This window comes from Streptomyces sp. NPDC040718, assembly GCF_055593565.1.
On sequence record NZ_JBVIXO010000001.1, the window covers coordinates 736,144 to 753,920 of the forward strand.

Sequence of the window (17,777 nt, forward strand, 5' to 3'; positions counted from 1 at the left end):
GGACGCCTCTGGTTGTCTCTGCCCGAACGGGGAAACGGTCCCCGCACCACCACGGGGGACGGCATGGGCATGACGGTCGACGGGACGGTCGCAGCGGGCTGGGAGGCGGTACGGGAGGAGTTCGAGGCCTTCGTGGCCGCCGAGCCGAACCCGCCGGAGGCCCAGCTGGCGGTGCGCCACCACGGTCGGACCGTGGTGGACCTGTGGGGCGGCGAGGACACCGACGGGTCCACCCTGAGCGGGGTCTTCTCCCTCACCAAGGGCGCCGCGCACCTGGTCGTGGCGCTGCTGGCGCAGGAGGGCGTACTGGACCTGGAGCGCCCGGTGTCGGCGTACTGGCCGGAGTTCACCGGGCACGGCAAGGAGCGGCTGACGGTGCGGCAGCTCGTCGCGCACCGCTCCGGGCTGATCAGCAGCGACGAGGGCTTCTCGTACGAGGAGGTCGCGGACGACGCGTTCATCGCGGCCCGGCTGGCGGTGCAGGAGCCCTTCTGGGAGCCCGGCACGGCGTACGGCTACCACGCGTTCGTGATCGGCGCGCTGACGGGCGAGGTGGTGCGGCGGGCGACGGGCCGCTCGCTCCAGCAGGTCTACGAGGAGCGGGTGCGGGCGCCGTACGGGCTGGACCTGTACATGGGTCTGCCGGCGGAGCTGGAGGGCCGCTGGAAGCCGGTCCTGGAGATGCTGCCGACGCCCGCGCAGCAGGAGCTGCTCGCGGCGGGCGGCCCGCCGCCCGAGATGATGAGGACGGCCTTCAACTGGCACCACGAGCCGCCGATGGACCTGGTCGGGTACGCCAACCACCCGAAGGTGAAGGCCCTCGGCCCGGCCTCGGCGGGCGGCAGCGGTACGGCGCGCGGGGTGGCCGCCCTGTACGCGGCGGCCATCAGCGGGCTGGACGGCATGCCGGCGCTGCTGGAGCCGGCGACGGTGGCCGACGTGGCGCGGCTGCACACGCCGGGGCAGGACCGGGTGACCTCGGAGGCGGACCACTTCGCGCTGGGCTTCGAGACCCAGCCGGCGGTGGGCCCGGAGGCCTTCGGGCACTGCGGTGCGGCGGGCGGCAACGGCTTCGCCGACCCGGTGACGGGGATCGCGTACGGGTACACGCGCCGCCGTTTCGGCTTCCCGGGCGGGCTGGCCCCGGAGAACGGGCGCCTGACGGCGGCGGTGCTCAGGGTGGCGCGAGGGCTGTAGGCGCTTTCCTCCGGTCAGGCCTGGCCGGTCTCGAAGCGGCTGATGTGGCCGTCGGAGACGGTGAACCGCCAGGCGGTGCGCATCTCGCCCCAGGTGTCGTTGCGGTAGGCGACGACGAGGGCCCGGCCGTCGTCGGTCTGCTTCTCGACCGACATGTGACCGCGGGAGGAGAAGATCTCGCGGTCCGCCCAGTCGGTCAGGTCGCGGTCCGAGCCGTCGTCGGACATGGTCGCGCCGGGGGCCAGGACGGCCCGGAAGGCGTCCTGGTCGCCGGCGTTGACGGCGGTGACGAAGGCCCGGACGGCGGGGTCGGTGAGCTGGTCGGTCTTGATCACGGGGTCTCCCGGTCGTGTTCGTGGTCGTGCGTCCTGCGCTGCGCGCGCGACCAGGGAACACCCCCGGCGGGGCCGGGCGGCCGACCCTCACCCGTTCGCCGCCCGGCGGCGTGTCAGTGCCGGTGCGTGTCAGGAGGGGTCGGGGGCGGTGCGCACCGGGAATCCGGTGGGCCGGCCCTGCTCCTCCAGCCAGGTCAGGACCTGGTCCAGGGCGGCGACGGTCTGCTTGCGGTCGCCGCCGCCGTCGTGGAAGAGGACCGTGGGGCCGTTGCCGATCTCGCGCTTGACGGCGTCGACGATGGCGGCGGTGCCGGGCTTGCCGAAGTCCTTGGTGTCGACGTTCCAGCCGAGCGGGCGCATGCCGTCGGCGGCGGCGATCCTGCGGCTGTCGGGGGTGAAGGCCCCGCCGGGGGCCCGGTAGTACTCGACCTTGGCGCCGCCGCCGGCGGCCTCCTCGATCAGCTTCTTCGCGTCGAGGATCTGCGCCCGCTGGTAGGCGACCGGCTTCTTGTCCATGGACGTGTCGTGGTCCATGGAGTGGTCGCAGAGCCGGTGGCCGGCCGCGACCACCTTCTTGACCAGGTCGGGGTGGGCCTTGGCCTGCGGGCCGATCATGCAGAAGACGGCCTTGACGTCGTGCTTGGCCAGCACGTCCAGGACCTGCGGGGTCCAGCGGGGGTCGGGGCCGTCGTCGATGGTGATGTTGACGGCATTGCCGCCGGCCTCGGAGGCGTGGGCGATGCTGTCGGGCAGCCCGGCCGGCTGTGCCTGCGGCGGCTCGGCGCCCGGCCCGTTGCCGCCCTTGGGGGTCTGCGTACCCGCCTGGTGGGCGGCGGGGCCGTCGTCGGTGGCGACGAGGGCCGTCACGCCCCAGATGGTGGCGGCCACGGCGGCGGCCGAGGCACCGACGGCTATCCGGTTCCGGAGGCTGTGCTTCTGCGTGCTCGTCATGTGTCCACTCCCCGTCCGGCCTTGCAAGGGTTCTGTGGGTCATGACGCCTTGGTACCTGGCGGGGTTCCACCGAATTGCCCAATAAATTCCAGGTAATAAGGACTTTGGTCCTCAATAACCTCAGTTGTCACACCTCTTGGGGCGCGTCTGCCCGGGACGCGCGAAAGGCGGGTGCGGCCCGGGGAACCCGGGCCGCACCCGCCTCCACCGCAGGCAGGGCGACGACTGGCGGATCAGTGCGCGAAGGAGTCCTGCGGCGCCTGCGCGGCCTTGGCGGGCTCGCCGCCGGCCGGGGCCGGACCCGCGCCCCGCAGCGGGACCTCCTTGACGAACCAGGCGAGCACGAAGCCCAGTACGGCGATCGCCGCGCCCAGCAGGAACGCCGAGTGGGTGCCGGCGGCCACGGCGTGCTGGTAGGCGTCGCGCACGGCCTCGGGCAGCTTGGCCAGGCTCGCCGCGTCCAGCTGGGCGGAGCCGGCGGCCTGCGCGGCCTGCGGGCCGAGCCGCTCGGACATGGTGTCGGTGACCCGCGAGGTGAACAGGGAGCCCATCAGGGCCACGCCGAAGGAGCCGCCGAGGGTGCGGAAGAGGGTGGCCGAGGAGGAGGCGACGCCCATGTCCTTCATGTCGACGCTGTTCTGCGCGACCAGCATGGTGATCTGCATCAGGAAGCCGAGACCGGCGCCGAGGACGGCCATGTAGAGGCCGGAGACCAGGCGGGTGGTTCCGGTGTCCATGGTGGCGAGCAGGAAGAGTCCGACGACCATGAGGGCGCCGCCGATGATCGGGAAGACCTTGTACTTGCCGCTGCTGGTGGTGATCCGGCCCGCGATGAGCGAGACGACCATCATCGAGAGCAGCATGGGCAGGAGCAGCAGGCCCGAGTTGGTGGCGGAGGCGCCCTGGACCGACTGCTGGAAGAGCGGGAGGTAGAGCACGCCGCCGAACATGGCGAAGCCGACGAGGAAGCCGATCACCGACATGAGGGTGAAGTTGCGGCTGCGGAAGATGTGCAGCGGCATGACCGGCTCGGCGGCCTTGGTCTCGGCGTAGAGGAACGCGGCGACGGACAGGACGCCGACGGCGATCAGGCCGATGATCTCTGCGGAGCCCCAGGCGTACTCGGTGCCGCCCCAGGTCGTCACGAGGACGGTGGAGGTGATGGCGATGGTCAGCAGGGCCGCGCCGATGTAGTCGATCTTCGGGCGGACCCCGTCGGCCTTCTTGGGCAGGTGCAGGACCGCGGTCACCATCGCGAGGGCGACGGCGCCGAGCGGGAGGTTGATGTAGAAGGACCAGCGCCAGCCCATGTGGTCGGTGATGGTGCCGCCGACCAGCGGGCCGCCGATCATGGCGAGGGCCATCACTCCGGCCATCATGCCCTGGTACTTGCCGCGCTCGCGGGGCGGGATCAGGTCGCCGATGATCGCCATGACGCCGACCATCAGACCGCCGGCGCCCAGGCCCTGGACGGCGCGGAAGCCGATGAGCTGGCCCATGTCCTGGGCCATGCCGCTGAGCGCGGAGCCGACGAGGAAGATGATGATCGAGGTGAGGAAGGAGCCCTTCCGCCCGTACATGTCGCCGATCTTGCCCCAGATCGGCGTGGAGGCGGCGGTGGCCAGCGTGTAGGCGGTGACCACCCAGGAGAGGTGTTCGAGGCCGCCGAGCTCGCCGACGATGGTCGGCATCGCGGTACCGATGATCATGTTGTCGAGCATGGCCAGCAGCATTGCGATCATGAGTGCCATGAGGACGACGCGGACGCTGCGCGGCTTCACCTCCTCGGTGACCGCCGTTGCCGTGGTGTTCTCCGCCATGTCCACTCCCCGTTCACACGCAACCGCGCCGGGTACTTACTTGCCGCCCGGCTAGTTCACTACACTGGGGAAGGTAGACCCGTCACTAGCCGGGCGTCAAGTAAGTACTCTGGGAGAGCCATGTCCAGCACCGGTCCGCAGCAGCCGCGCCGTGGCAACACGCGCCAGCGCATCCAGGACGTCGCACTGGAGCTCTTCGCCGAGCAGGGGTACGAGAAGACCTCGCTGCGGGAGATCGCGGAGCGCCTGGAGGTCACGAAGGCGGCTCTGTACTACCACTTCAAGACCAAGGAAGACATCATCATCAGCGTCTTCGACGACCTCACCCGGCCGATCGACGAGCTGATCGAGTGGGCGCAGGAGCAGCCGAAGACGCTGGAGACCAAGCGGGAGATCCTGCGCCGCTACAGCGAGGCCATGGCGGCGGGCGCGCCGCTGTACCGCTTCATGCAGGAGAACCAGGCCACGATGCGGGAGCTGAGCATCGGCGAGACGGTCAAGCGCCGGCTGTTCACCCTGGTGGAACTGCTGCGCAACGACGAGGGCCCGCTGACGGACCAGGTGCGCTGCGTGAGCGCCCTGTTCACGCTGCACGCGGGGATGATGTTCCTCCAGCACGTGGAGGGGGACCCGGAGGAGACCCGGCTGGCGGCCCTGGACGTCGCCACGGACCTGATCACCCGCGCCCACCGCGGCGACGCGTAGCCGCCGCCGGCGGGCCGGGCGGGAGGGATCTCAGGCGCCGTCACCGCCCGGCCGGGTGGCGGAGCGCTTCGCGGCGAGGGAGCGGCGGAGGACGGGGAGGGTGAGTCCCAGGGACATGCCGATGGCCAGGCCGGCACCTATGTTGTCGAACACCAGGAGCCCGAGCAGGATGCCGACGGACATGCCCGCCGAGAGGCCCACGGCCGTTTCCTTGCCGTGAATCGCTTCTTCTGTCTTGGTCTTGTCTTCTTGCGCCATGCACACATTGTGTCAATGGATCACTTGTCCACGGCCATGGCCAGTTCGAAGATGCCGCTGTTCATGTCCTCACACAGGGCCCGGCAGGCGCCGAAGAGCTCCGCGAACTCGGGCATGGCCTGCCAGTCCTTCATGGCCTGCACGCCGGTCCAGCGGGACACGGAGACGAAGTGGGCGGGTTCGTTCAGGTCGCGGATCAGGCGGGCGTGCAGGAAGCCGTCGACGGAACCCTGGGTCCAGGTCAGGAACTCCGTCCAGCGCAGGATGAACTCGTCCTCCTGGCCCGCACGCACCTGCCAGTTCCCTGAGGCCCAGTACCTGCTCGTCGTGTCGGACATCGCGCACCACCTCGGGAGTCGGCCCCTCACCCAGATTAGGCCGGTGAGCGCGTCCCGGCCCGTCCGCGCGGCGCGCCGCGGCGGCGGCCGGGCGGTGAGGCGGTAGGGCATGGGGGTGCACGCTCGACGGCGAGGCTCCCTGGAGGCCCGATGACAGCGGTGGACCACGCGGCCCGGACCGAGCGGCGGGTACGGCAGGGCTCCGCGGTGCTGCGCCTGCTGACGACCACCGACCACAAGACCATCGGCAACCTCTACCTGGTGACGGCCTTCGGCTTCTTCCTCTTCGCCGGCGTCCTCGCCCTGGTCATGCGGGCCGAACTCGCCCGCCCCGGGCTCCAGATCCTCTCCAACCAGCAGTACAACGAGGCGTTCACCATCCACGCCACCATCATGATGCTGCTCTTCGCGACCCCGACCTTCACGGGTTTCGCCAACGCGGTGATGCCGCTCCAGATCGGCGCGCCCGACGTGGCCTTCCCCCGGCTGAACGCCTTCACCTACTGGGTGTACCTCTTCGGCGGGCTGATGGTGGTCTCCGGCTTCCTGACCGCCGACGGGGCCGCCGCCTTCGGGTGGTTCGCGTACGCCCCGCTCAACGGGGCGGTGTTCTCCCCGGGCACGGGCCCCGACCTCTGGGTGATGGGGCTGGCGGTGGCGGGGCTCAGCACGATCCTGGGCGCGGTCAACTTCATCACCACGGTCATCTGCCTGCGCGCACCCGGCATGACGCTCTTCCGGATGCCGGTCTTCACCTGGAACGTGCTGTTCACCTCGATCCTGGCGCTGCTGGCCTTCCCGGTGTTCACCGCCGCCCTGCTGGCCCTGGAGGCGGACCGGAAGTTCGGCGCCCACGTCTTCGACCCGGCGAACGGCGGCGCGCTGCTGTGGCAGCACCTGTTCTGGTTCTTCGGGCATCCGGAGGTCTACATCGTGGCGCTGCCGTTCTTCGGGGTGGTCAGCGAGATCCTGCCGGTCTTCAGCCGCAAGCCCATGTTCGGGTACGTGTCCCTGATCGGCGCCACGATCGCCATCACCGGCCTGTCCGCGACGGTGTGGGCCCACCACATGTTCGCCACGGGCGCCGTGCTGCTCCCCTTCTTCTCCCTGCTGTCGTTCCTGATCGCGGTGCCGACGGGGGTGAAGTTCTTCAACTGGATCGGCACGATGTGGAAGGGTTCGCTGTCCTTCGAGACCCCGATGCTGTGGTCCATCGGGTTCCTGGTCACCTTCCTGCTGGGCGGGCTGACCGGGGTGCTGGTCGCCTCGCCGCCGCTGGACTTCCACCTGACCGACAGCTACTTCGTCGTCGCGCACCTCCACTACGTCCTCTTCGGCACGATCGTCTTCGCCACCTTCGGCGGCCTCTACTTCTGGTGGCCCAAGCTGACCGGGCGGATGCTGGACGAGCGGCTCGGCAGGATCCACTTCTGGACCCTGTTCACCGGCTTCCAGGCCACCTTCCTCGTGCAGCACTGGCTGGGCGAGGCGGGCATGCCCCGCCGGTACGCCGACTACCTGGCGGCCGACGGTTTCACCCTGCTCAACACGGTCTCCACGATCGGCGCCTTCCTGCTCGGGCTGTCCACGCTGCCGTTCCTCTACAACGTGTGGCGCACCCAGCGGTACGCCGAGCGGGTCACCGTCGACGACCCGTGGGGCTGGGGCCGCTCCCTGGAGTGGGCGACCTCCTGCCCGCCGCCCCGGCACAACTTCCACGCCCTGCCCCGGATCCGTTCGGAATCCCCGGCCTTCGACCTTCACCACCCGGAGGTGCCCGTTGAGAGGTGAGGCCTGGCTCTTCACCGGTACGGCCCTGTTCTTCGGGGCCGTCACCGCCGTCTACGCGTGGCTGTCCGACGAGCCGGCGGGCATCGCCGCGCTCTGCGTGTCCTTCGCGATGTCGGCCCTGGTCGCGGCGTTCCTGTGGCGGCAGTACCGGCGGGGCGGGGAGCGCCCGGAGGACCGTGGGGACGCCGAGGTGCGGGAGGCCGGGGGCCGACGGGTCTTCTTCCCGGCCCGCAGCTTCTACCCCGTGCTGACGGCGGCCGGGAGCGCGCTCGTCGGGCTGGGCGTGGTGCAGGGGCTGTGGCTGTGCCTGATCGGCTTCGGGGTGCTGCTGCCGGGGGTCCTCGGCTTCGCCTTCCAGAACCTGGACCACCCGGAGTAGTTCAGGCCCCTTCCTCCGGTGGCTCGGGCCGGTCCGGTCCGGTGAGGGTGGCGGCGACCTTCCGGCGCTGCTCCGGGGTGAGCGGGTACGGGACGCGGTCGCGGTGGAACCAGGCGCTGACGGCCGCCCGGGTGCGGTTCAGGTGCCGGCGCGGGAAGGAGCGGGTGGGGTCGCCGTCGTACTCCAGCGGCTCGGGCAGGTCCCGGGCGAGCATGGTGTAGCGCTCTCCGCGCGGGAGTTCGCCGTACCGCGGGTGGAAGGCGCCCTCCGCGCCCTGCACCGCCAGGCCGGTCTCGGCACCGTCGGTCAGCAGCTCCCGCTCGTGCGCCTGGAGGGCCAGGCAGAGCCGTCTGGTGAGCCAGAAGACCGCTGCCGGGACGGCGAAGAGGGCGATGCGCAGCGTCCAGGTGAGCGGGGGCAGGGGCAGGGCGAAGACGAAGGCGAGGATGTCCTGCGCCCCGGCGAGCAGCAGCACCGCGTACCAGGAGAGGGCCGCCGCGCCGAGGGCCGTGCGGACGGGCCGGTCGCGGGGGCGGTCGCACAGGTGCCGCTCGCCGGTGTCGCCGGTGATCCAGCGTTCGAAGAAGGGGTAGGCGTAGAGCACGGCGAACAGCAGGCCGGGCATGAGGACGGCCGTCACCAGGGGGTTCCAGGAGATGGTGTGCCCCCACGCCCGGGTCTCGACCCCGGGCATCAGCCGCAGGGCGCCCTCCAGGAAGCCGATGTACCAGTCCGGCTGGGAGCCGTCGGAGACCAGGTCGGTGCGGTAGGGGCCGTACACCCAGATCGGGTTGACCTGCGCGACGGCGGCGAGCACGGTGAGGACGCCGAAGACGGCGAGGAAGAGGCCGCCGGACTTGGCCAGGTACTGGGGGAAGAAGGGCAGGCCGACGGCGTTGCGGGCGGTGCGGCCGGGGCCCGCCCAGTGGGTGTGCTTGAGGTGGAACACCAGCAGCAGGTGCACGGTGACCAGCCCCAGCAGCAGTCCGGGGACCAGCAGGATGTGCACGGGGTAGAGGCGGGCGACGATGTCGTCGCCGGGGAACTCGCCGCCGAAGGCGAAGGAGCTCAGGTAGGTGCCGGCCACCGGGACGGACAGCATGACGCCCTGGGCGATCCGCAGTCCGGTGCCGGAGAGCAGGTCGTCGGGGAGCGAGTAGCCGGCGAAGCCCTCCAGCATCGCCAGCATGAACAGGGTCACGCCGATCACCCAGTTCAGCTCGCGGGGGCGGCGGAAGGCGCCGGTGAAGAACACGCGGAGCATGTGCGCGCCGATGGCGGCGAGGAAGACGATCGCCGCCCAGTGGTGGATCTGGCGGATCAGCAGGCCGCCGCGGACGTCGAAGCTGATGCGCAGGGTGGAGAGGTAGGCCTGCGACATCAGGACGCCGCGCAGCGGCTCGTAGGAGCCCTGGTAGGGGGTCTCGCGCATCGACGGGTCGAAGAAGAGCGACAGGTAGACGCCGGTGAGCAGCAGGATGACGAAGCTGTAGAGGGCCAGCTCCCCCAGCAGGAAGGACCAGTGGTCGGGGAACACCTTGCGCAGCACCCCGCGCGTGAGCTCCGCCAGCGGCAGCCGCTCGTCGAGGGCCTCGGCCCCCCGTACCGTCCGTGCTCTGCGCTTGGACCCCGGCACCGGCCTGCACCTCCTGACCGCGCCGCCCGACGCGTCGCCACGCCAAGTTACCGAAACGGGTCAGGATGGCACAGAACAGACACGGCCGCTCAGGGGCGGAGCCGCCGTTCGGACTCCTCGATGGGGACGTCGTTGATGCTGGCCTCGCGGCGGCGCATCAGGCCGTCGTCGTCGAACTCCCACTGCTCGTTGCCGTGGCTGCGCCACCACTGGCCGTCCGCGTCGTGCCACTCGTACGCGAAGCGGACGGAGATGCGGTTGCCGGTGTACGCCCACAGCTCCTTGCGCAGGCGGTAGTCCAGCTCGCGCTCCCACTTGTCGGCGAGGAAGGCGCGGATCTCGGCGCGGCCGGTGAGGAAGCGGTCGCGGTTGCGCCAGGCGGAGTCCTCGGAGTAGGCGAGGGCGACGCGCCCGGGGTCGCGGCTGTTCCAGGCGTCCTCGGCGGCCTGGACCTTGGCGCGGGCGGTCTCCTCGGTGAACGGGGGCTTGAGCATGGGGAGTTCCTTTCGGATCGCAGCTCGGAGAACGTTCGTTCTCAAAGTAGAGAACGAACGTTCTCGACGCAAGCGGTTCTGGACTACCCTTCACCCCATGGACGACGAAGAGGCCCGCACCCGGCTGCTCGACGCGGCGGAGGCGCTGTTCTACGCCGAGGGCATCCAGGCCGTCGGCATGGACCGCATCCGCACGGAGTCGGGCGTACCGCTGAAGCGGCTCTACCGGGTCTTCCCGGCGAAGGAAGCCCTGGTCGCCGCCTACCTGGAGCGGCGCGACGCCCGCTGGATCGGCGGTCTGCGGGAGGCGGTGGCGGGGGCCGGGGAGCCGGTGGCGGCGGTGTTCGACTGGCTGGCGCGATGGTTCTCGGAGCCGGACTTCCGCGGCTGCGCCTTCCTCAACGCGTACGGGGAACTCGGCGCGGGCCCCGCGGCCGTCCTGGACGTCGTACGCCGCCACAAGGCGGAGCTGCGCGCCCTGCTGGGGACCCTGACCGACTCCCCCGCCCTCGCGGACCAGCTCCTGATCCTGGCCGAGGGCGCCACGGTCGTCGCCGCCCTGACCCCGGGCCCGGAACCGGCCCTCCGCGCCCGCGAGGCGGCGCTGCGGCTGCTGGGGGCGGACGCGCGCCCGAACGGGTGAGCGGCCTCGCGGCCGGGGCGGCTGTCGGCGCACCGCGCTAGCCTGGGAGCAGGCACGCAGCGTGACGAGACACCGACGCCGCCCGGAGGACCACGGTGACAGCCATGATCGAGCGACCCCGGCCCATAGGGATCACCGAGGGGGAACGGACCTTCGAGGACGTGCTGCGCACGGTCGAGGAGATGGACACACCAGACGGCCACAAGGCCGAGCTCATCCGGGGGAAGATCGTCGTGTCACCGTGGTCCAGGCTTCGCTACTTCCTGCCCATGGAGTCCCTGCGGGAACAGCTGACGGCGCATGTCCCGGCAGAGCAGGTCGCCACGCACGCACCGTTCCTGTTCAGCTTCCCCTCGGTCGGCCGCGCCTACGGGCCGGACCTCTACGTCGTCGAGCGTGCCGCTTTCCTGGCCGAGGGGCGACACGGCGACGGGGAGGCCCTGAGCCTCGTCGCCGAGTTCACGTCCACCTCCACCAGGGACGCGGACTGGCAGGAGAAGCTCCAGGTGTACGGGCAACTGGTGCCCGTGTACCTCGTGGTCGACATGCAGGCCGATGAGATCACCTGCTTCTCCGACCCCTCCCCGCAGGGCTACCGCGCCCACAAGACCGTCTCCTTCGGCACGCCCCTGCCGGTACCCGCCCCCTTCTCGTGCGAGATCGACACGACGGCGTTCCAGCCGGCCGGCTGAGCACGCGGCCCGTCAGCGGCAGTCGACCCCGTGCAGGGCCGGCATCACGGGGTCGCCCTCGCGGCCGTGCAGTTCCAGGACCCCCGCCCGCTCGCCCCACCTCAGCTCGTACTGACCGGCGGCGATGGGGCGGGCGTTGTCGTCGGCGACCCAGGAGCTGCCCGGGAAGGCGAACCCGAAGCCCTTCACCGCGTACACGCTCCCGTCGCCCATCACGAGGAAGGAGTTCTCCCGCACCACGGCCCGGCATCCGTCCGGCCCCGCCGGTTCCAGCACCCGGTACTCGGCACCCAGGTCCCCCGCCCCGCCGAGCCCGATGCCGACCACCGCCGCCAGCGCGGGCAGGGCGAACGCCGTCCACCACGGCGCGGAGGGCCGGGGACGGCGCAGGAACCGCAGCAGCGCGGCGGTGAGCAGCGCGATCCCCGCGACCACCCAGTGCGGCAGCACCCACCCGGGCACGACCAGGATCGGCTCGGTCCAGCTCACGACGGCGGCGAGCACCGCGCACAGGACGGCGAGGAGGAACGGCCGTCCCACCGTCACCGCCCGCCGCCGCTCCACTTCCGCTTCCGCCTCCATGCCCCCACCCTACGGGGCCGGTTGCCGCACAGGACGCTCGTGACCTGCGATGACGGCGGCCCGCGGGAGAGGCTTGACCCTCGACCTGGTGGAGGGATCAGAGTGCTGGGCGTGGGGAACGAGATGCGCAGTATCGGCGAGATGGCCCGGGACAGCGGACTGGGCGTGAGCGCGCTGCGGTTCTACGACGGAGCCGGGGTGCTGGTCCCGGACCGGGTGGACCCGGTGAGCGGGTACCGCTGGTACGGGCCCGGGCAGCTGGACGAGGCGCGCCTGCTGGCGCACCTGCGGCGGGCCGGCATGCCGCTGGCCGACATCCGGCTGGTGACGGCCGGCTGGTCCGGGTCGGACACCGCCCTCGTGCTGAGGCTGCTCTCGGAGCACCTGCTCCGGCTGGAGCGGGGGCTCTCCGACGCGCGCGGCGAGTTCTCCATGGTCCGTGCCCTTCTCGATGCCAGGGAGATCCCGATGAGTTCGACCACCGCCGGCACCACCGCCGTCCGCCTGACCGTGTCATCGCCCGGGCTGGCCGCCGCGCTGGACGCGGTCCGTTTCGCCGCGAGCACCGATCCGGAACTGCCGATGCTCGGCGGCGTCCTGTTCGACGTCGAGGGGCCGACGCTGCGGGTCGTCGCCACCGACCGGTACCGGCTGGCCGTCTCGGCGGCCGCCGTCACCGGTTCCGAGGGCTACGACGGGTCGTCCCGCGTCCAGGCCGTCGTACCGTCCCCGCTGGTCGACGCGATGCGGGCGCTGCTCGGTGCCGAGGGGTCCGCGGAGCTGCTGGTCGAGGGGGACAGGGTGGTCCTGGAGGCCGGGGAGCGCCAGGCGGGCGGCCGGTGCCTCGGCGCCGGCTTCCCCGACTACCGGCGGCTCGTACGGCTGCCGGCCGGGCGCCGGGCCGTGGTGGACGTGCCCGCGTTCCGGGAGGCGCTGTGCGGCGGGGCCGTACGGAGCCAGGTGCGGGAGCAGGACGGCGCGGCGTACGACGTGAGCGTGCTGGAGGTGACGCCCGCGGGCGCCGCGACCGTCCGCGGACCCGGCGCGCCGGGCGAGGACGGGATCGGCGTCAACCGCGCCTTCCTGCTGGACGCCCTCGCCGCCGGCGACCGGGACCGCCTGGTCCTGGAGGCCGGGGCCCCGACCGCGCCCCTGACGGTCCGGCGCGGCGACGACGAGGAGACGTACTCGCTGCTGATGCCGGTGCGCGTGGAGGACTGAGCCGGGCGTACCGCTCCCGGGGCGGCCGGTTACGGCCGGCCCCGGGCGCGGATGCGGGGGTCAGGCGAGGGCCAGGCTGATCTGGTCGTTGAAGACCACCCAGTTCTGCCCGCGGTCCGCGGAGTCGCACGGCTTCGAGGAGACGGTCGTGGCTCCCCAGGTGTTGGCGAGGCAGTACCCCGGCGCGAAGGCGAGGGAGATCTTCTGGCCGTCGACGTTCCAGTACTGCCCCTGGTCGTTGGGGTTGCACGGCTTCGTCGAGACCTCCGGAGTACCCCAGTTGTTGGCCAGACAGTAGCCGCGCGCGTTGGTGAGGGAGATCTGATGGCCCGAGAGGGTCCAGTGCTGTCCCCGGTCCGCGGTGTCGCACGGCTTCGAGGAGATGTCCGGGGTCCCCCAGGCGTTGGCGAGGCAGTACCGGCCGGGGACGGCCGCCTGCTGGACGGCACCGGCTGCCCCGGCCACACCGGCCGGCAGGAGGGAGGCGGTCAGGGCGAGCACGGCGAGGGCGAGCGTCTTGCGGAGGGCGATTGCCATGATGCGGATTCCATTCTCTACGCAGGCAGGAGTGCTTCACTCAAGCCAAAAGGAGGGGGTTATCCGGCTCGAATCCGAGCACATGGAAATTGATACCAGCGATCACCGGCCGAGTAATTGGGTTGCCCGACCCCTTCACCCGGAACGAGCAGTCGGCAGATGATCCGATGACCGGCGATTGGCCAATTACCTCCGCCCGGGCGCAAAACAGACCCCCTATCCCACCTGCGAAAATGGCCGGAAATTCACGGCTCGGCACACCGGATCCGCCCTGCGCCACACCCCTGCGCAGGGCGGATCCGAATTTCGACGGCAACACCCAATGCGCCGAAACGTTCCGCGCCCGCATTTTCACGCCGAAGGAAATTCCCAGGCCGCCCGCAGGGCCGAGGAAAGGGCGGCGAGGGAGTCCGCCGTGGCGTACACGGTCCTGGCGTCGACGACCCCGGCGGCGCCCAGGTCGAGGCGTACGGGCGGGTCCAGGTGCACGGCCACGTCCAGCGAGTCGCTCACCGAGCAGGCCACCGCGTCCGGCTCGTCCGGCGCGGGCCGCGGCCCGCGCCCGTCCACGGTACGGATCACCGGCGACACGGACCGGACCGCCGAGCGCGGCAGCGCCACGTCCCCGAGGAGCCCGGTACGCAGCACCAGCCGCTCCGCGTCCACCTCGTGCGGATGCCGGATCAGGGCGGCCACCAGGGCGAGCCCGCCCGCGATCAGCAGGACCTCCAGCACCGCGTGCGCGGGCCGGAGCGGGGGCGGGACCATCGAGGACACCAGGAACGAGGTCACGATCTCGATGGCGACCAGCGGCAGCACCAGCTGCCGCACCCCGGACGAGTGCCGCACCCCCCGCACCGCCGGACGCCGTACGACCACCTCCGCCAGCGACCGGGCCAACACCCTGACGATCCCGGCCTTGCCCGGCCCGGCCGTCACCGTCCCGGTCACCCGCTCCGCCGCAGTCACGCGCCCCACTCCCTTCCCCCATCTCCCTCCACCCTGAATGGAGTTGGGCCCGGACGAAAGTGACAAACGTCAGCGTTGGAGCATGACGGTCCCGAGCCGCGACTCCAGCGCCGGCGGCAGCGGGTACGGCCGTTCCGGCGGCAGCAGCCGCCGGGCCCTGCCGGCCTGCCCGGTCCGGATCAGCGCCTCGGCCTTGCGGACCTGCGGGGTGAGATCGGTGATGCCGGTGATCCACTCGTCCGTGAAGGTGCGGATGAGTCCGCGCCCGATGCCGACCTGGATGCTGTAGTGGTTCAGCGCCGCCCCGCGGGGGGATCGCTCGGGGTCCCACTGGACGTGTACGGCCCCCCGGGCGACGGCATCCGGGTCCGAGGTGGTGAGCACGGCCCGCGCCAGCGCCTCCTCCCACCCCTCCCGGGTCATCCGCACGCCCAGGATCCGCTCCTGCCCGGCCTTGTGACCCCAGTTGCTGCGGTGCATCAGCCACAGGAACGACGGCTTGATCCACGTCATCCGCCGGAACGAGAACGACGGCTCGACGAACCGCCCCGCACGCAGGGCCGCCTCCGCGATGGCGGGGGCATACGCCTGGTAGACCACGATCGTGCGGGCGTCGTAGTCGGCGCGGACCTGGAACTGGGGTGTCATGCACCGGAGTATCGGCTCCGGCCCGCCCGCGCCGCGACGGGGTTTCACACCGGCAGCGTGGCCCAGGTCCGCGTCCCGCCGCCGGGCTCCCGGGAGGGGCAGGCCCGCAGCGCGGCCCGCACGACCTGCCGGACGATGCCCGCGGAGCGGGCGGAGGCGGGCAGCGTCACGCTGCACGACAGCCCGGGCGGGCCGGCCTCCGGCGGCTGTTCCGGAGCGACGGGGCAGGAGGTGGGGGCGGTGTACAGGTTCGCGGTGAAGGGGCTGAGCATCTTCGGCTCCCAAGTCGTCGGCGGTGACGGCGGATTGGCATCGGAAGCTCGACGCGCACGGCTGGCTCACGCGGGCGGGGAGGGTGGCTCGTCGCCGAGGCCGAGGCATGCTGCGGCGGTGCACTTCGACTCCCCTGCGTGAGCGGTGCACTACCACATGTAGCGCGACAGGTGGGCTACTGACCACTCGCTTGCGGGATTGGGCAACCCCGTGGATCCGTTGGACCGCGACACGGCAGACTGCACTCATGCCGCCACGGACCTCGCCGACTGAACGGCAAAAGCGACTGGGCGCCGAGCTGCGCAGGATGAGACTCGCAGCTGACGTATCGGCCGAATCCGCTGCCGGGTTGCTCGGCATCGACCGGTCCAAGGTCTCCGCCATCGAGCAGGGGATCCGCACCATCAGCGAGGAGCGTCTACGCTCGCTGGCCTGCCACTGCGACTGCGGGGACGAGGAGTACATCGACGCCCTCGTCGCCATGGCGCAGAACCGCAAGCGCGGCTGGTGGGAGCGCTACCGGGGGTCCCTGTCGGCTGCCGTTCTCGACATCGCCGAGTTGGAGTCCCACGCGAAGCGGATGCGCTGTGCGCATTCGGTCCACATCCCCGGCCTGCTACAGACCAGCGAGCACGCCATGGCCCTCTTCCGCTTCGTGGTGCCGCCCCTCCCGGAGGAACAGGTGGCGCTGCGCTTGGCACACCGGCTGGAGCGCCAGCGGGTCCTGGAGGGCGCAACGGCACCCGAGTACGCCACCGTCGTACACGAGTCGGCGCTGCGCATGCAGTTCGGCGGGCGCAAGGTGGCACGGGCCCAGCTGGAGTACCTGGTTCACATGTCCGAGCGGGAGAACATCACGCTCCGCGTCCTCACCTTCGAGGCGGGAGGCTTCCCCGGCGCAGGCCAGACGGTCAACTACCTGGAAGGGGCCATTCCCCAGCTCGACACCGTGCAGGTCGACAGTACGCATGGCCCTGACTTCCTGCACACCGAAGCCCAACTGGCGAAATACCGCGCCCAGCTGGACTGGACAGAGCGGCTCAGCCTCCCACCTGCCGCGTCGCGGGACTTCATCCACGACCTGGCCCAACAACTCTGAGAGGACACCATGGCCGACATCATCTGGGAAGACGCCTTCTGCGGCGAAGGAGCGAGCTGCTACCGCATCGGGGTGGACAAGGACGGCAACAGCTACATCGCCGTCGCGGGACAGGAAGACCGCCCCCTCACGGACAGCCGCGCCGCGCTCACCGCACTGATCCGGGACATCAAGGCCGGCAAGGCCGATCACCTGCTGGACGGCTGACACACCCCGCTCATCGGCCCCGCCAGCCTGCTTGAGTTCTAGTGTTCGTCGCAACACCCCAGCCTGGGGAGTGCGATGGACTTCAAGATCCGGGACCGTTCGGTCAACCGGGGACCACGTCGACTGACGGATGAACGGCATGCCTACCTTCAGCTCATGCAGCAAGGCGTGAGTCATCGGGAGGCATGCCGGATCGTCGGCATCAACTATCGGACGGGGAAGCGGTGGCGTAACGGCCGCGCCCCGTCCGGCAGGACCGGAAGGGCGCTACCGCTCACGGCGGTAGCGCCCTCGTCCGGTCCTTCGCGCTATCTGCGCGAGGCAGATTGGACAGGTTCCAGAAGAACCCGATGGCCAGGAGTATGACGAACACCCCCGCGACCGCCATAGCAGCTGGGCAAATCTGGACTTCACCGTCGAGAGTCACTTCAGAAGGGCGGCGGCCCCGCAGGCTAGATTCACTGTGCGGGGCCACGGGCTCCCTCACCCCGGAGTGCAACGCTCGGCATCTTTTTTCATGAACTCGGATTTTTTGATTACCTTCGAACCTTTTCCGTCCCGGACCAGGACCTGTCCCGGCTTGATGGTCTCGAAGCGGTCAGGCGTGAACGATATCTCTCCGTCCAGTCCGCGCCCTCTGACCGCGCCGTCGAGAACCACCGTGTATTCTCGGCCGCCTTTAAGGTCACTCAGCTCCGACCGGGTGACACTCCACCCTAGTGGCGCCGAGAAGAGTTCCACGCTGGCAAGCGGGCCGCCCATGGCGTCGTTGATGAGGGACCAGCGCTTATAGCCGATAGTTCCCCCCGAACTGAAAACGGAGAAAGTTTGAGCGTTGTACTTCGGGCAAGGGGCGATCAGCACACGAGCTCGTCCCGCATCTGTACGCTCGACGGCAATTAGCGCCTTGGGGGCGGGCGAGCACCCGACGGCTGCAGCGACCGTGATCGACACCATGGCCGTGGCGGCCCCCATGCGCACTGTCTTCAGTCCCACCTTCA

22 protein-coding genes and 1 pseudogene are annotated in these 17,777 nt (G+C 70.8%); 10 read left to right on the forward strand and 13 right to left on the reverse strand.

Annotated elements, in window-relative coordinates; genetic code table 11:
* Positions 1–63: 63 nt before the first annotated feature.
* Positions 64–1,197: a serine hydrolase domain-containing protein gene (locus ACZ597_RS03360; protein WP_471324268.1), complete on the forward strand. Its 1,134-nt coding sequence runs from the start codon at positions 64–66 to the stop codon at positions 1,195–1,197.
* Between the two features lie 14 nt (positions 1,198–1,211).
* Here ACZ597_RS03360 and ACZ597_RS03365 read toward each other — a convergent pair whose 3' ends face one another.
* The 3 genes from ACZ597_RS03365 to ACZ597_RS03375 all read right to left on the reverse strand — a co-directional run bounded on the left by ACZ597_RS03365 (position 1,212) and on the right by ACZ597_RS03375 (position 4,304).
* Positions 1,212–1,532: a nuclear transport factor 2-like protein gene (locus ACZ597_RS03365; protein WP_471324271.1), complete on the reverse strand. Its 321-nt coding sequence runs from the start codon at positions 1,530–1,532 to the stop codon at positions 1,212–1,214.
* Positions 1,533–1,661: 129 nt separating this feature from the next.
* Positions 1,662–2,483, reverse strand: a complete 822-nt coding sequence (locus tag ACZ597_RS03370; protein WP_471324273.1) for a polysaccharide deacetylase family protein — start codon at positions 2,481–2,483, stop codon at positions 1,662–1,664.
* A 234-nt stretch (positions 2,484–2,717) separates the two neighbouring features.
* Positions 2,718–4,304, reverse strand: a complete 1,587-nt coding sequence (locus tag ACZ597_RS03375; protein ID WP_471324275.1) for an MDR family MFS transporter — start codon at positions 4,302–4,304, stop codon at positions 2,718–2,720.
* Between the two features lie 120 nt (positions 4,305–4,424).
* Here ACZ597_RS03375 and ACZ597_RS03380 point away from each other — a divergent pair, with 120 nt between their 5' ends.
* The gene (locus tag ACZ597_RS03380; RefSeq protein WP_471324278.1) at positions 4,425–5,009 is read left to right on the forward strand and encodes a TetR/AcrR family transcriptional regulator; all 585 of its coding nucleotides are present in this window, start codon (positions 4,425–4,427) and stop codon (positions 5,007–5,009) included.
* Between the two features lie 30 nt (positions 5,010–5,039).
* Here the strand turns inward: ACZ597_RS03380 and ACZ597_RS03385 are convergent, their stop codons facing one another.
* On the reverse strand, positions 5,040–5,267 hold the full coding sequence (locus tag ACZ597_RS03385; RefSeq protein ID WP_471324281.1) for a hypothetical protein: 228 nt from the start codon (positions 5,265–5,267) through the stop codon (positions 5,040–5,042).
* Positions 5,268–5,287: 20 nt separating this feature from the next.
* Complete coding sequence (locus tag ACZ597_RS03390) at positions 5,288–5,605, reverse strand: antibiotic biosynthesis monooxygenase family protein (RefSeq protein WP_471324284.1); 318 nt, start codon at positions 5,603–5,605, stop codon at positions 5,288–5,290.
* A 150-nt stretch (positions 5,606–5,755) separates the two neighbouring features.
* Here ACZ597_RS03390 and ctaD point away from each other — a divergent pair, with 150 nt between their 5' ends.
* Complete coding sequence (gene ctaD / locus ACZ597_RS03395) at positions 5,756–7,396, forward strand: aa3-type cytochrome oxidase subunit I (protein ID WP_471324286.1); 1,641 nt, start codon at positions 5,756–5,758, stop codon at positions 7,394–7,396.
* Complete coding sequence (gene ctaF / locus ACZ597_RS03400; RefSeq protein WP_471324288.1) at positions 7,386–7,775, forward strand: aa3-type cytochrome oxidase subunit IV; 390 nt, start codon at positions 7,386–7,388, stop codon at positions 7,773–7,775. The genes ctaD and ctaF overlap by 11 nt, the downstream gene beginning before the upstream one ends.
* 1 nt (position 7,776) lies before the next feature.
* On the opposite strand, the gene qcrB is transcribed toward ctaF, so the two are convergent.
* Positions 7,777–9,411: a cytochrome bc1 complex cytochrome b subunit gene (gene qcrB, locus ACZ597_RS03405; RefSeq protein WP_471324291.1), complete on the reverse strand. Its 1,635-nt coding sequence runs from the start codon at positions 9,409–9,411 to the stop codon at positions 7,777–7,779.
* Positions 9,412–9,500: 89 nt separating this feature from the next.
* A complete protein-coding gene (locus ACZ597_RS03410) occupies positions 9,501–9,905 on the reverse strand; it encodes a nuclear transport factor 2 family protein (RefSeq protein ID WP_471324294.1) in 405 nt (134 codons plus the stop codon).
* A 97-nt stretch (positions 9,906–10,002) separates the two neighbouring features.
* Here ACZ597_RS03410 and ACZ597_RS03415 point away from each other — a divergent pair, with 97 nt between their 5' ends.
* Entirely contained in the window at positions 10,003–10,548 is a 546-nt protein-coding gene (locus tag ACZ597_RS03415) for a TetR/AcrR family transcriptional regulator (RefSeq protein WP_471324297.1), read from the forward strand.
* A 104-nt stretch (positions 10,549–10,652) separates the two neighbouring features.
* The gene (locus ACZ597_RS03420) at positions 10,653–11,240 is read left to right on the forward strand and encodes a Uma2 family endonuclease (RefSeq protein ID WP_471324300.1); all 588 of its coding nucleotides are present in this window, start codon (positions 10,653–10,655) and stop codon (positions 11,238–11,240) included.
* Between the two features lie 12 nt (positions 11,241–11,252).
* On the opposite strand, the gene ACZ597_RS03425 is transcribed toward ACZ597_RS03420, so the two are convergent.
* A complete protein-coding gene (locus ACZ597_RS03425; protein WP_471324303.1) occupies positions 11,253–11,822 on the reverse strand; it encodes a hypothetical protein in 570 nt (189 codons plus the stop codon).
* A gap of 111 nt (positions 11,823–11,933) precedes the next feature.
* On the opposite strand from ACZ597_RS03425, the gene ACZ597_RS03430 reads away from it, so the two are divergent.
* Positions 11,934–13,043, forward strand: a complete 1,110-nt coding sequence (locus ACZ597_RS03430; protein WP_471324306.1) for a DNA polymerase III subunit beta family protein — start codon at positions 11,934–11,936, stop codon at positions 13,041–13,043.
* Between the two features lie 60 nt (positions 13,044–13,103).
* Here the strand turns inward: ACZ597_RS03430 and ACZ597_RS03435 are convergent, their stop codons facing one another.
* From ACZ597_RS03435 to ACZ597_RS03450, 4 genes are all read right to left on the reverse strand, one after another.
* Complete coding sequence (locus tag ACZ597_RS03435; RefSeq protein ID WP_471324308.1) at positions 13,104–13,580, reverse strand: ricin-type beta-trefoil lectin domain protein; 477 nt, start codon at positions 13,578–13,580, stop codon at positions 13,104–13,106.
* A gap of 351 nt (positions 13,581–13,931) precedes the next feature.
* A complete protein-coding gene (locus ACZ597_RS03440) occupies positions 13,932–14,549 on the reverse strand; it encodes a hypothetical protein (RefSeq protein WP_471324311.1) in 618 nt (205 codons plus the stop codon).
* Between the two features lie 69 nt (positions 14,550–14,618).
* On the reverse strand, positions 14,619–15,197 hold the full coding sequence (locus ACZ597_RS03445; RefSeq protein ID WP_471324314.1) for a DUF4291 domain-containing protein: 579 nt from the start codon (positions 15,195–15,197) through the stop codon (positions 14,619–14,621).
* A 44-nt stretch (positions 15,198–15,241) separates the two neighbouring features.
* Complete coding sequence (locus ACZ597_RS03450) at positions 15,242–15,469, reverse strand: hypothetical protein (RefSeq protein WP_471324316.1); 228 nt, start codon at positions 15,467–15,469, stop codon at positions 15,242–15,244.
* Between the two features lie 248 nt (positions 15,470–15,717).
* Here ACZ597_RS03450 and ACZ597_RS03455 point away from each other — a divergent pair, with 248 nt between their 5' ends.
* From ACZ597_RS03455 to ACZ597_RS03465, 3 genes and pseudogenes are all read left to right on the forward strand, one after another.
* Complete coding sequence (locus ACZ597_RS03455) at positions 15,718–16,569, forward strand: helix-turn-helix domain-containing protein (RefSeq protein WP_471324319.1); 852 nt, start codon at positions 15,718–15,720, stop codon at positions 16,567–16,569.
* Between the two features lie 9 nt (positions 16,570–16,578).
* On the forward strand, positions 16,579–16,776 hold the full coding sequence (locus ACZ597_RS03460) for a hypothetical protein (RefSeq protein WP_471324322.1): 198 nt from the start codon (positions 16,579–16,581) through the stop codon (positions 16,774–16,776).
* 75 nt (positions 16,777–16,851) lie between these two features.
* Positions 16,852–17,103: pseudogene (locus ACZ597_RS03465) on the forward strand (helix-turn-helix domain-containing protein); the annotation flags it as partial.
* A 156-nt stretch (positions 17,104–17,259) separates the two neighbouring features.
* Here the strand turns inward: ACZ597_RS03465 and ACZ597_RS03470 are convergent.
* The gene (locus ACZ597_RS03470) at positions 17,260–17,772 is read right to left on the reverse strand and encodes a hypothetical protein (RefSeq protein WP_471324324.1); all 513 of its coding nucleotides are present in this window, start codon (positions 17,770–17,772) and stop codon (positions 17,260–17,262) included.
* Positions 17,773–17,777 lie beyond the last annotated feature (5 nt).